This is a genomic window from Synechococcus sp. R55.8 (assembly GCF_047461895.1).
Classification (GTDB): Bacteria; Cyanobacteriota; Cyanobacteriia; order Thermostichales; family Thermostichaceae; genus Thermostichus.
Genome location: NZ_JANSIB010000093.1, coordinates 1 through 12,053, shown reverse-complemented (window position 1 = coordinate 12,053; position 12,053 = coordinate 1). Strand labels below are relative to the sequence as shown.

General features: G+C 61.0%; 7 protein-coding genes and 2 tRNA genes. 3 read left to right on the top strand and 6 right to left on the bottom strand.

Features of this window, described 5'->3' with window-relative positions; all coding sequences use genetic code 11:
- Positions 1-7 precede the first annotated feature (7 nt).
- Positions 8-79 (bottom strand) — tRNA-Thr (locus NW829_RS09795).
- Positions 80-87: 8 nt separating this feature from the next.
- Positions 88-173: transfer RNA gene (locus tag NW829_RS09790), tRNA-Tyr, on the bottom strand.
- Positions 174-394: 221 nt separating this feature from the next.
- Between NW829_RS09790 and lysA the strand changes: the two genes are divergently transcribed.
- From lysA to NW829_RS09775, 3 genes are all read left to right on the top strand, one after another.
- Entirely contained in the window at positions 395-1,774 is a 1,380-nt protein-coding gene (gene lysA, locus NW829_RS09785) for a diaminopimelate decarboxylase (protein WP_414412578.1), read from the top strand.
- 218 nt (positions 1,775-1,992) lie between these two features.
- Positions 1,993-2,916 (top strand): diadenylate cyclase CdaA, encoded by a 924-nt coding sequence (gene cdaA / locus NW829_RS09780; RefSeq protein ID WP_414328940.1) that lies wholly within the window; start codon positions 1,993-1,995, stop codon positions 2,914-2,916.
- A 6-nt stretch (positions 2,917-2,922) separates the two neighbouring features.
- The gene (locus tag NW829_RS09775; protein ID WP_414343303.1) at positions 2,923-3,669 is read left to right on the top strand and encodes an isoprenyl transferase; all 747 of its coding nucleotides are present in this window, start codon (positions 2,923-2,925) and stop codon (positions 3,667-3,669) included.
- Positions 3,670-3,703: 34 nt separating this feature from the next.
- Here the strand turns inward: NW829_RS09775 and NW829_RS09770 are convergent, their stop codons facing one another.
- The 4 genes from NW829_RS09770 to NW829_RS09755 form a co-directional block, all read right to left on the bottom strand.
- On the bottom strand, positions 3,704-4,312 hold the full coding sequence (locus NW829_RS09770; protein WP_041436527.1) for a CPP1-like family protein: 609 nt from the start codon (positions 4,310-4,312) through the stop codon (positions 3,704-3,706).
- Between the two features lie 59 nt (positions 4,313-4,371).
- The gene (locus NW829_RS09765) at positions 4,372-5,577 is read right to left on the bottom strand and encodes a cysteine desulfurase family protein (protein ID WP_414331900.1); all 1,206 of its coding nucleotides are present in this window, start codon (positions 5,575-5,577) and stop codon (positions 4,372-4,374) included.
- Positions 5,578-5,697: 120 nt separating this feature from the next.
- Positions 5,698-7,008, bottom strand: coding sequence for a rod shape-determining protein RodA (rodA, locus tag NW829_RS09760; protein WP_414416975.1), 1,311 nt, complete (start codon positions 7,006-7,008; stop codon positions 5,698-5,700).
- A 223-nt stretch (positions 7,009-7,231) separates the two neighbouring features.
- On the bottom strand, positions 7,232-11,854 hold the full coding sequence (locus NW829_RS09755; protein WP_414416974.1) for an NINE protein: 4,623 nt from the start codon (positions 11,852-11,854) through the stop codon (positions 7,232-7,234).
- Positions 11,855-12,053 lie beyond the last annotated feature (199 nt).

The following is a 12,053-nucleotide window of genomic DNA, read 5'->3' as shown; positions in this document are numbered from 1 at the left end:
AGCGCCAAGCCCACGACGAGGATCGAACTCGTGACCTCCCCCTTACCAAGGGGGTGCTCTACCACTGAGCCACGTGGGCAAAGCCGATGGTGGGCCGAGTTGGATTCGAACCAACGTAGGCGTAAGCCAGCGGATTTACAGTCCGCCCCCTTTAACCCCTCGGGCATCGACCCGTTGACACCGGTCTTTCATCATAGCAGAAGGTGTTGCGTAAGTCAGACACACTCCCACTGTGCCAATTGTCAGCCATCTCAAAACCGAGGAGTCAGAGTCGAAGCGGAACGAGGCAGCCCCAGAGCTGGGTATAAAGGGATCGGGTTAGGGCTGGGCACTTTTCAAGACAAACTGAATAAGGAACTTGATATCGTTTAAGACAGTTTTCTGACTCCTGACCATGATTTCGACCCTCGGCACTCCCACCCATCCAGAGCAGACCCTTTCCCCCAACCAGTCTTTGCGCCCCTTGACCAGCCGTATCAACAGCCGGGGGCACTTGGAAATTGGGGGGTGCGACGTGGTGGAGCTGGTGCGCCAGTTTGGATCCCCTCTCTACATCCTGGACGAATGGACGCTGCGCCGCGCCTGCCAGCTTTACCGTGACACCTGGGCCCGCTGCTACGCCGGGGGATCCCGGGTTTTGTACGCCACGAAAGCCTGGAATTGCCTGGCCATCTGTGCATTGGCGCTGCAAGAAGGGCTGGGGTTGGATGTGGCTTCTGGCGGGGAGCTGTACACGGCCCTGCAGGCGGGGGCCAAAGGTGAAGATCTCTATCTGCACGGCAACGCCAAGTCTCTCGACGAGCTGAACTTGGCCCTGGAGACGGGCTGTACTTTGGTGGTCGATAGCCTATACGAACTGCAGCAGGTGTCGGCCCTGACCACGCCCGCACGGCCAGCGCGGCTGCTCCTGCGGGTTAACCCTGGTATTGACGTCCACACCCACGAGTACATCCGCACCGGACAAACCGACAGCAAATTCGGCATCGGCCAATGGCAACTGCCGGAGGTGTTTGACTTTTTGGCAGCCCATCCCCAACTGCAGTGCGTTGGGCTCCATGCCCACATTGGGTCACAGATTTTTGATCTACAGGGCCACCGCGACCTGGCGGGGGTGCTGGCCCAGATCTGGCGGCAAGGGCTGGGCAGAGGGTTGCCCCTACAAGAGCTGAATGTGGGTGGGGGCCTGGGGATCCGCTATGTCGAATCCGATGATCCCCCCTCCATCCCGGAGTGGGTGGAAACTGTGGCGACGGCGGTGCAACAAGCCTTTGCCCAGTCCGGGATCCCTTTGCCCAAGGTGCTCTGCGAGCCTGGACGATCTGTGATTGGGCCGGCTGCCGTGACCGCCTACACCCTGGGAGGGCAAAAGCGGATCCCTCCCAGCGATGACCTGCCCCAAGGACGCACCTACATCACCATCGACGGTGGTATGTCCGACAACCCCCGCCCGATCACCTATCAAGCCCGCTATACCGCCCTTCTGGCCAACCGACCAGAGGCAGAGGCCACGCAGCGGGTAACGGTGGCCGGCAAGCACTGCGAGTCGGGGGATGTGCTGTTGAAGGATGTGCTTCTGCCCGCCCCAATGGCAGGAGAAGTGTTGGTGGTTTTGGCGACGGGGGCCTACAACTACAGCATGGCTTCCAATTACAATCGCTTCCCTCGGCCAGCCGCGGTGCTGGTCAACGAGGGAGAGGCCCAGTTGATTGTGCGGCGAGAAACTTATGCCGACTTAATCCGTCAAGATGTCTTGCCAGAGCGGTTGCTGCGTTGAAGGGGAAGTTTGCCCATACCCATCTGGTCAGTAGAGGCACAGCCTTTCCTGGCAGCGCCGACCGCAGCCAACGCACCTCATGCGAGAAAGACTGGAAGACAGCCAGGAGGTGAGTGGTAGGCTGGTCTGGGGGCCGCAGTCCAACAGGGGTTCTGAGGTGCAGAACGGCACCAGGCAGAAGGTCCGCAATGAGGGGAGCGTGAACGGGGTTTTTCGCCATGCTGGCGGCCTTATGGGCTTGGCTACAGCAGTTTAACTTTCTCAGCCTCTTGGACTGGGCTCTGGCTGTCTTTCTGTTGGCTTTGGCTCTCTACTACACCCGCGAAAGTCGTGCTGGGGTGCTGGTGAGGGGATTTATAGTGCTGCTGGTGCTGTACCTGGCCACAGCCTCTCTCCCCTTGGTTCACCTGATCTTGGATCGCCTGCTACTGGGCGCAGCTGTAGCCATGGGCGTGCTCTTTCAACCGGAGTTTCGGCGGCTGCTGGAGCAATTGGCAAGAGCCATCCGCATGGAGTGGCCGAGCAACGCAGGCGATGACGAGGAGGATCCTGAGGAAGATTTGGTGGAAGAACTGGTGCAAGCAGTGCGAGAACTTTCCCAAAACCGCACAGGAGCGCTGATTGTGATCGAGCCGGAGCAGCCAATTGACTCGCGGGTGTTTACCGACAAAGGAGTACCTCTCCAGGCGCGGGTGTCGCGGGAGATCTTGCAGACCATTTTCCAGACTTCAACTTTGTTGCATGATGGGGCTGTGGTCATCCATCGGAATCGCATTCGCGCAGCGGGGGTCATCCTGCCGGTTTCGGAGCGGGCCGCCTCTCGACAGCTGGGCACACGGCACCGCGCTGCGATGGGGATCACAGAGCAGACCAATTGCTTGTGTATTGTGGTCTCAGAAGAAACGGGATCCATTTCCCTGGCGGAGGGTGGGCGCATCGAGCGGCCTCTGACCAGTGCCAAGTTACACGAACTGCTGGTACAGCGGTTGCGCAATCCCCGCGATGCCAAAAAACGAGATGCTCCGCTAAAGGGATTGTGGGCCCACCCCTGGTTTCGCAATGGGCCGCTGCGCTGGTGGGGATCCCTTGCCGATCTGACTAAACTCTTTCGCAAACCTGAGAAAACCCTCCCCGAAGACTGAATCTCCATGACCCTTTCTCCTGCCCATCTTCTGCAGTTGCCTGCCGACCTAGATCCGCAGTTGTTGCCCCGCCATGTGGCGGTGGTGATGGATGGCAACGGGCGTTGGGCGCAAAAACGGGGCTTACCCCGCAGTGTTGGGCATCAGCGAGGGGTAGCGGCCCTGAAGGAGCTGCTGCGCTGTTGTGATGACTGGGGGATCCCAGCCCTTACCGCCTATGCCTTCTCCACCGAGAACTGGGGCCGGGCCCGCGAGGAGGTGGATTTTCTCATGACTTTGTTCGAGCAGGTGTTGTGGCAGGAATTGGGGGAAATGGTGCAGCAGGGGGTGCGCATCCAGTTTGCCGGCCAGTTGTCGGCTCTGCCCCACTCTCTGCAGGAAACCATCGTGCATGCGGTGGAATGCACCCAGCACAACAAGGGCATTTGCCTGACGGTGGCCCTCAACTACGGGGGAAGACAGGAGATCCTACAAGCCTGCCGCTCCATTGCCACCTTGGTGCAGCAGGGGCTGCTGCAGCCGGATCAGATTGACGAGGCCCTCTTTTCCCAATTTCTCTACACCACCGGCCTCTCCGATCCTGACCTGCTGATCCGCACCAGTGGCGAGATGCGCATCAGCAACTTCCTGCTCTGGCAGATGGCCTACACCGAGCAGTATTTCACCCCCATTCTCTGGCCGGATTTTGACCGAGCCGCTTTTCACCAAGCCTTGCTTAGCTATCAGTCGCGGCAGCGGCGGTTTGGCAGGTGAGGTTCCAGGTTGAATATCTGTCGCAAACCGGCAGCTAGCGCAGAAAGCTGGTCACCAACCACATCACCGTAAACGTGATCCCCACCAACAGCGCACCAGGAGCATCGCCACCGGTGAGAGGAAGGGCAATGCCGTAGGCCAACATCAGCCCCAGGCTCAGGCCCGCCAGGGCCAAGAGAAAAGCGCGAATGAAGCGGCGCTCTTTGCGGTACAGGAAATAGATACAAGCCATCAGCCCCAAGGCCAGTTGCAGCGAGGGGTACTCATCGGGAGCCAGGATAACCCAACCCCCCAGCCCACCCAGCAGCGCCGCAGGCCAGAGGGCATCGGCGGTAGAGGGGGTATCCAGCCAGCGGCTGACCCAGGGGGGATTTTGGGCAGCAGGGCGAGGCAAACTCAGCTCCGGCTCAGGATGGGCAGCCCGTTGTTCGGCGTAGCGAATGCGATCGGGAACGGCGATTTTGCCCTCTTTGCGCAGGCGCAGGCGCTGCATCAGGATGGCATCGTAGGCTTGCTCCACCCGCTCTTGCTGCTGTTCATCGGCGCCCAAGCTGGCCAGGAGCCGAGCCCGCGCCGATTGAATCTCTTCAAAAGAGGCTTCTTCGCTAATTCCCAACACCTGATACGGACTCATCTCAGCCATAGCGACCAGCCCTGTAACTCTTTATCACCTTAACCCAGCCTGCCCGACCTTCGATCCGGCTACGTGACGGGGATCGACAACGGGGATTGAGTTGCCGCATTCCCCAAGGCTACGGATTTGGAGATGGAGGCAAGCTCCGTTTGTAGACATCGGGCCACATACTCAACCGCAGCGTAGGTGGTGGCTTTGCCAAGGCTAAGGCGAATGGATCCCAGCGCCTCGGCTTCTGAGTGGCCCATGGCCAAGAGGATGCGGCTGGGGATCAGTTGGCCGCTGCTACAGGCGGAGCCGGCGCTAATGGCGATCCCCTGGCGGCTTAGGGCCCTGACCAGCACATTCCCCGGGATCCCTGCGGTGCAGTAGCTGAGGTGGTGGGGCAGACGCTGCTCCAAATCCACAGGGCCGGTCAGCCGCAAACCGGGCACCTCCGCTAGCAACTGGGCCAAATGCCGTTGCAATTGTCGCAGGCGGGCCGTTTCTTGAGATAGCTCTTGGGCCGCCAAAGCTGCCGCCACTCCCAAGCCGACAATGCCCGGGATCCCTTGGGTGCCAGCCCGCAGCCGCCGTTCTTGCCCACCCCCCCGCAGCAGCGGTCGCAGCTCCACCCCTGGGCGCACGTACAGCGCCCCCACCCCCTGGGGCCCGTAGAGTTTATGCCCGGAAAGGGAGAGCAGATCCACCGGCAGTTGCGCCAGATCCAGCGGGATCCGCCCCACCGTCTGCACAGCGTCGGTGTGGAAGAGCACCCCCGCCTGGCGACAGATCTGACCCAGCTCTGCAATGGGCTGCAGGGATCCCACCTCATTTTGGCCGTGGACGATGGAGACCAAAACGGTATTGGGTTGCAGCGCCTGGATCAAAGTCTGGGGATCCACCTGGCCGGCGGCGTTCACCAGCAGACGGGTGACCTGCCAGCCTTGGGACTGCAACTGGCGGGCAGCATTCTCCACCGAGGCGTGCTCGACGCTGGAGATGATGAGATGTTGGGGAGTAGAGTAGCGCTGGGCCACCCCAAACAGGGCCAGGTTGTTGGACTCCGTCCCGCCTGAGGTAAACAGCAGCGCCTCCGGCTCACAGTTAAGCAGCTCGGCCACCTGCTGCCGCGCCCGCTCCATGGCCATGGCGGCCCGTTCTCCCCACCCGTGCAAGCTGGAGGGGTTGCCCCAGCTTTCCTGCATCGCCATCTGCATGGCCTCGATCACCTCAGGCCGAGGCGGAGTGGTGGCGCTGTGGTCAAAGTAGAGGGCAGGATCCAAACGCAACATGCCAGCTCGACCAGCCGGGGCTCCGTGTTCCTATCTTAAGATCCTTGGCCAGTGTTGCCCAACGCTGGCAGCAGCTTCCCCTTGTTGAGGCCAAACCCGCTGGAGGCAAATTGAGCCTGCCTACTTGAAAAGACTAGTACGCTGGCGGTGCATCACCACCGACTCCACCAAGCCAATGGCCAGAAAATTGGTCAGCAGAGCCGAGCGGCCATAGCTCAAAAAAGGCAAAGGCAAACCGGTAATGGGGGCCAGGCCGATGGTCATGCCGATGTTGACTACTGCCTGAAACAGGATCATTGCCAGCACCCCAATGGCAATCAGGGATCCAAAATTGTCCTTGGCCCCTTGGGCAATCCAGATCAGCCGCGCACACAGGATCCAAAACAGGATCAGCACCGTCAGGGTGCCGATAAAACCCATCTCTTCCCCAATGGCCGAGAAAATAAAATCCGTGTGCTGTTCGGGGATGAAGTCCAGCTGGGTTTGGGTGCCCTGCTGGATACCGCGGCCCCAGAGGCCGCCGGCTCCGATGGCAATGCGGGATTGAATGAGGTGATAGCCGGCTCCCCAGGGCTCTTGCATGGGATCGATAAAAATCTCCAGCCGCCGCCGCTGATAGGGCTTGAGAAGGTGCCAAGCTAGCTGACCCAACTGCCCCGAGAGCAGGTTGATTACCCCAAAAGTTACGGCCCCCGTCCACTGCCAGGGGAGACGCCAAGCAGCCAACCCCGCCATTCCCAGACACCAGAGCAGCCAAACCCAAAGCATCCAGCTCAGCTCTGGGCGAGTGTGTAAGCCATAGAGAATGGCTCCCACCCCCGGCGACAGGAGCAAGAGGATCCAACTGCCCTTGGCTCCGGCCCAGTAGAGCATGACCAGGACAATCACCACAAACACCAGGGCAGTGCCCAGGTTGGGCTGCAGGAAAATCAAGATCCAGGGAGGAGCAATGACGGCAACGGCCACCCAAATCTGGCTGAAGTACTTGATCGGCCAGTGGTGCAGGAGAGCAGCCAGGGTGATGATTACCCCCAGCTTGGCAAACTCAGAAGGCTGCACCTGAAAGCCAGCGATGGAGAGCCAGCGCTCCGCCCCTCCCCCCGCCGTGCCGAAAAAGAGCACTGCAATTAAACCTGCCAAGGTCAGGAAGTAGGTGAACCAGTGCCAGCGCAACAGCCGCTCATATGGAATCCGGGCCACCACTCCCAAAAACGCCAGGCTGATCCCGGCCATGATCAACTGCTGTACCCAGTAGTGGCTGATGGGCCGCTCCCAGACCGCACTGCGGATAGCAACAATACCGATGCCCGTCAAGGCCAGCACTGTGGCCAGCAAAATGCCATCGAACTCCCGCCAAGGAGCCAAGATCTGCCGCAGGAGCTTTTTCCACCCAGGCTGAGAAGATACCTTTGGGTCAGCGTTGCCCAGCAATAGACCCGATCCTCCAAAGCAAGGCCAGCCTCAGTTTGACATACCCCCTGCCCTACCGACTTGTTTTCTCATCACTCGCGTTGAGTGTCGATTCCTCGTCGATCCATTTTCTGGCGTGTTCGCCTCCTCTGATAGGGCCTCAGTAGTGCTCCGCACCGCTGTCGCGAACAGGTCAGCCCTCCTCAAGTTGATCCTGCTCAGATTGGCTGGACTCAGGATTCTTTCATTCCCAGCTCTGCAGTTGCCCTAGCCAAGCGGAGAGGCGGGATCCCACCTCTTCTCGACGCCCTTCAAGATTGGCTGCCGTCCAAATCAGAAGCAGGCCCAGCAGGATCCCAGTGGCCCAGAGCAGCAGCGCATCAGTTGTTACCAACAGCCATCCCTGCCGCAGGATCCCCAGCCCAAAGGCCAGCGTGCCCACGAAGAGATAGGCTCTTACCCGCAAGGCCAAGCCCAGCAGACCCAAGGCCAAACCCAACCCTACCGGCCAAAAGCCCGTCCACCGTTGCCCGTGAGTTTCCACCAGCACCACCAGCAGCCATGTGCCCAAGGAAACCAGCCGCAGCCAATGCCGCCCCCGCCGTCCGTTGGTTTCCTGTAATCCCGGATCCACCTGGGCCACATAGAGCAGGGATCCCACCAGGGGCAGGGCATAGAACGTCAGGGAAGCCCAATCCTGATGCCAGCCGTAACTCCACAGGATCCAGTTGCTCAAGAACAGGCTGACATAGCCCAGGCGCACTTGGGATCTCCAGATAGCCAGCAGGGCATAGTAGGTTGCCCCCAGCAGCAGATTAAGGGTGTTATTTCCTCCCGCGGTTACCAGAAAAGCGGCCAGGGGCAGCACCAAGGCTGTATTCTGCCAAGGAGCCGCCGGCCAGCCCCACCGTCGCCAGGGCAAGCCATGGTAAACCAGCCCCAGCCCACAGAGCAGGGATCCGGCCCATCGCGCTATGGATAGCTGCGGCAGCCCCAGGAACACACCGCCCAGCAGAACCCCAGCTCCTTGCCATGCACTGAGGTAACCCCAGACCGTTGGCACCCAATTTTGCTCTGTTGGAGATTCTAGAGTTGAGGTTCTCGCCTGTCCGGCGGCATAGGCCACCAGGCCGGATCCCGTCAGCACCCAGAGGAGCTGTCCCCAACGGCTGAGGCGAGGATCGAAAAGGGCAGACCAGAGGACAAGGCTGGCCAGAGCCCAGTTGGCCAAGGCCATCCAGCGCAACCCAGCTCTTTTAAGCTGCAGGGTCGCCGCCAGCCAAGGGGGACAAAAGCCGTAGCCCCAGGCCAAGCTCAGCCCTAACAGAGCGATCAACACCAACCCATTTGCCAGGGATCCCCCAGTTCGCTGGCTGAGGAAGTAAACCCAGCTCTCGTAGGCGGCCACAGACACGCCCCAAGCGCCCAGGAGCCCTTTCCAGTTGGCAGGACGGAGGTCTTCCCGGCCTTGCTCTTGCGCCCGTTGGACCGCCTGTCGACGCCCCAGGCCCAGCAACACGATGGAGAGACCTAAGCTGCCCAAGCCCGTTACCTCACTCCACTGGGCATGGGATCCCAGCCAGCCCAACCCTGCATAGATCAAAGGCCCCGTCCGCCAGAAGCTCAGGGCCCTGACCTGTTGCAGGAGCTGCCCCCCCAAAGACTTTGTCCCGCCAGCGCGAGCGGCCCCCTCAAGCAAGAGTTTTTCCGGCCCAATCCAAAAGAGGATCCCCAGGCTTAGATTGATGACGGCAAGCAGAGGGGCAACAGGACGGGATCCCTGCACAGCCCACAACACGCCGCTTGCCGCCAGTAGCTCCAAAGCCCAGCCCAGCCCGTACAACAACCCATCCATCTGACCCTTGATCTGGCCAGATGAAAGGGCTTGGGCAATTTCAGGGGCATCCCCTGTCGGAGAGGACTCCGTCCCGCTAGCGCTAGGGGGGAGGGTCGGAGAGGATCCCGTCTCGGCAATGGGAGCAGAGAAGACCGGAGCAACCTCTACCCAAAGTCGGAGACCAATGGCCAGCCAGGTAACCCCAGAGGCCAGCGGTATGGCTGCCGAGAAAGCAGGGGGCGAGGAAGGGGTGAAGAGGGCCGCCGCGGTGGGCAACGTTAGGGAGAGCAAGAGCACCAACCCCAAGGGTATACCCCAGCCATCCAGGGCTGGCCGGTAAGCGGCTTGCAGGCGAGAAGAGAGGTGCCGGATGCCGTAGCGACAGCCGCTCAAGAGCAACAGCAGCGCTGCCAAGACCAGCAGCCATTCCGCTTCCGTAAGTGTCGGCAAGAGCCGGCTGATCCCCACCAGGCCGAACCCTGAGCCGAAGGCCACCGCCAGCAGGGCTTCCCCCTCTGCTCCAGGAGTAGGGGAACTTGGCAAGGGACAAGCCCATAGCCACACCTGGGTAGCTAGCAGCAGCAACCCCAGCCCTAGCCCGAGCAGATCCGGGCCCGGCCTGCCCAAGGTGAGCAACTGCGCCATCACCAGCGAGAGCACGGCCCAAAGACGCAGGGATCCCCGCACTGGGATCCCCTGCCGCCAGGAAAGGGATCCCAATCCCCCTTGCTCTGGGCTCTGCAGCCAGCGGGGCATGAACTCCAGGGGGGGCAGGGCCAATACCTGAGCTGCCGTCAAAACAAGAGGCACCAGCAGCCACAGCCAGCCAAAGGATTGTTCACCAGTCGCAGACAACTCGGGGAGCCGTTGCAGCAAAAACGCCAAGTAGCTGGATCCCACCAGCACCGACCCTATGCCATCTGCACTTCGCTGCCACAGCTCCGCAGGCACTCCCCAAAAAAAGCGCTCTGACCCACCCAGAGCTACCCGCCCTGCCCATTGCAATAGGCCCACCAGCAGCAGAACCACTCCCCAACTGGACAGGCTAGTGCTCCGCACCGCTGGCGCGAACAAGTCGGGCAAAAGCCAGCGGATCCCGGCTAGCAGTGCCCCCACTCCGTAGGCGTGGGTCAGGAGTACCCAAAGAAAGTTGGGAGTTTCTCCTGATCTGGACTTTTGTTGTAGCCACCAGGCCAGGATCCCGGCGCTCAAAAGCAAGTGCCAAAAGCGAATGGCCGGATAGGGAAGGCTCAAGAGCAGCAGGGATCCCCCTAGCCCCAAAACCAAGCGCTCTGTTGGTTCCACCAGCCCAGAAAAGTCTGTCTCGCCAGCTTCTGGAGTGCTCCTCTGCCAGCGGGCCGCCAACCCCAACCACAGCACCTCGTAGGGCAGTAGCACCAACCCCAGCAAGCCCCAAGGGGAATCAAGGGGCTGAAACCAGTTGGTTACTGTAGCTACAACCTCTTGCCGCCAGCTTGCTGGCCACACCTGCCAAAAAGCCCAGCAAGTTTCCAGGCCCAGCAAGAACAGCAACGTCAAATGCACCCTAAGGACTTCGTCCCGCTGGGGCGACTGGGTGTGTCGGCGCAAGCGCCCGATTAAGACATGGATCCCCAGCAGGCTAATCCCCAGCAACTGCCAGCCGCTGAAAGGGCTCTCCGCCAAGCCAATGGCAGCCAGCAGCCAGCCCACCACCAACAGCACCCAGCTCCCCTCCCACCAGCGGGAGAGCGTCCCCTCCTGAGCGCCTTCTGCTACGACGTCCGGGGATCCCTGGGGCCATTCCGCTGCCAGCCAACCCAACAGGGCCACCGCCAACCCCAACTGCGACACTTGGACATGCCCAGACAGCAGCCCCCGCAGGATCAACAGGGATCCGGCAGCCCCGATTAGCCAGAGCCTGGAGCCCCGTAATTCTAGAGACCGGCGGCTCCAGGTGTAAATCACGGTGCTGAGGATCCCCAGATACAGGATCCCCAGGACAAAAGCAGGGCGAAGCTCCTGCGGCCCCAAGCTCCAGAAAGCGTGCAAGCCAGAGAGGGCCAAAAAGTTCACCAAGGTTCCGTAAAAGGCATTGGGCTCCACACCGCTGTCGCGAAAGCCGGCACCTGAACCCAGCGAGCGCACCCGACCCTCAGCCGTCAACGGGATCCCCAGCAGCAAGCCCAGCGCCAGGATGCGGATCCCCCAAAGGATCCCCAGCCCATCCAGGGCCCACACGTTCACCGGCACCAGCAGCAGGGCAATAGCCTCCAAGGTTTGACCGGTTAGACGCAGCCCTTCCTGCCGTTGGATCCATCCAGCACCTACCCCAAAAGCCGCCGTATAGGCCAAGAGCACCCCATACTGAGCAGTTGGAGAAAATTGCTCCCAGTGGCTGGCCGCCAGCACCCCCGAGGACACCACCACCAAAAACAGGCCCAGCAGCAACAGCCAAGCCACGCTCAGCTCTGACAGCAAGTTCCGCAGCAAAACAGCCAGCGCCGGGGTAGGGGGGGGCAAGGACTCCGTCCGAGTAGCGCGAGTGGATTGAGGGGCAGCTTGGGGCTCTTCTCCCCCCTCGACCGCAGGTTCCTCAACCCCAGATCCGGCCAGGCGAGCATTTCTTTCTCGCACCATCCCTGGGATCCAAATCAAATCCAGGAGCTGACCGATCCCCAGCAGCCCAAAGGTCAACAGCCAGAGCAAACCCGTCCGCCAGCGGCCCAGATAAAAACGGTGCAGGCCACAGATGCCAAACAAACCCAAAATCCAGAGCACGTAGGCCGAGCCAAGACGAGCCGGGATCTCGTCGCTGGGGGAAACTGCCGCTGACCTTGGTTCCTCCCCCTCTAGCCGATACTGCTCCACCAGCAAGCGAAAGTGCTCTGGGGTCAGTAAGCCCAGCTCCAGCCAAGCTCGCAAACCTCGCAACACCTGCTGCCGGGATCCCCGAACGGTGAGCTGCAAAAGGACGTCGTCCGAGGAGCGCGAACGGTCAGATTGCGGCTCCTCTGTTCCTGAGGGCGGAGCGCGATCCTGGGATCCCATGGCCGGACTCCTTGAGCAAAAGGCTTGGGGCTACTGCTACTCTAAGCCTTGCTCTAGCCGGTTGCCATGCCGTTCTCAAATCCTTCTCCTGCTGCGGCAGAGTGTCAGTTCCTGCTGATGCGACCAGCCCTCTAAACCTCAGTTGGGATCCCTGGGATCTCGCTGCTGTGAGTGCTGCGCAAGACGGGAAGCGTCATCA

Excerpts from the sequence above, each read along its gene's own strand:
- lysA (WP_414412578.1), top strand. The coding sequence starts at position 395 with ATGATTTCGACCCTCGGCACTCCCACCCATCCAGAGCAGACCCTTTCC.
- NW829_RS09755 (WP_414416974.1), bottom strand. The coding sequence starts at position 11,854 with ATGGGATCCCAGGATCGCGCTCCGCCCTCAGGAACAGAGGAGCCGCAA.
- cdaA (WP_414328940.1), top strand. The coding sequence starts at position 1,993 with ATGCTGGCGGCCTTATGGGCTTGGCTACAGCAGTTTAACTTTCTCAGC.
- NW829_RS09765 (WP_414331900.1), bottom strand. The coding sequence starts at position 5,577 with ATGTTGCGTTTGGATCCTGCCCTCTACTTTGACCACAGCGCCACCACT.
- NW829_RS09775 (WP_414343303.1), top strand. The coding sequence starts at position 2,923 with ATGACCCTTTCTCCTGCCCATCTTCTGCAGTTGCCTGCCGACCTAGAT.
- NW829_RS09770 (WP_041436527.1), bottom strand. The coding sequence starts at position 4,312 with ATGGCTGAGATGAGTCCGTATCAGGTGTTGGGAATTAGCGAAGAAGCC.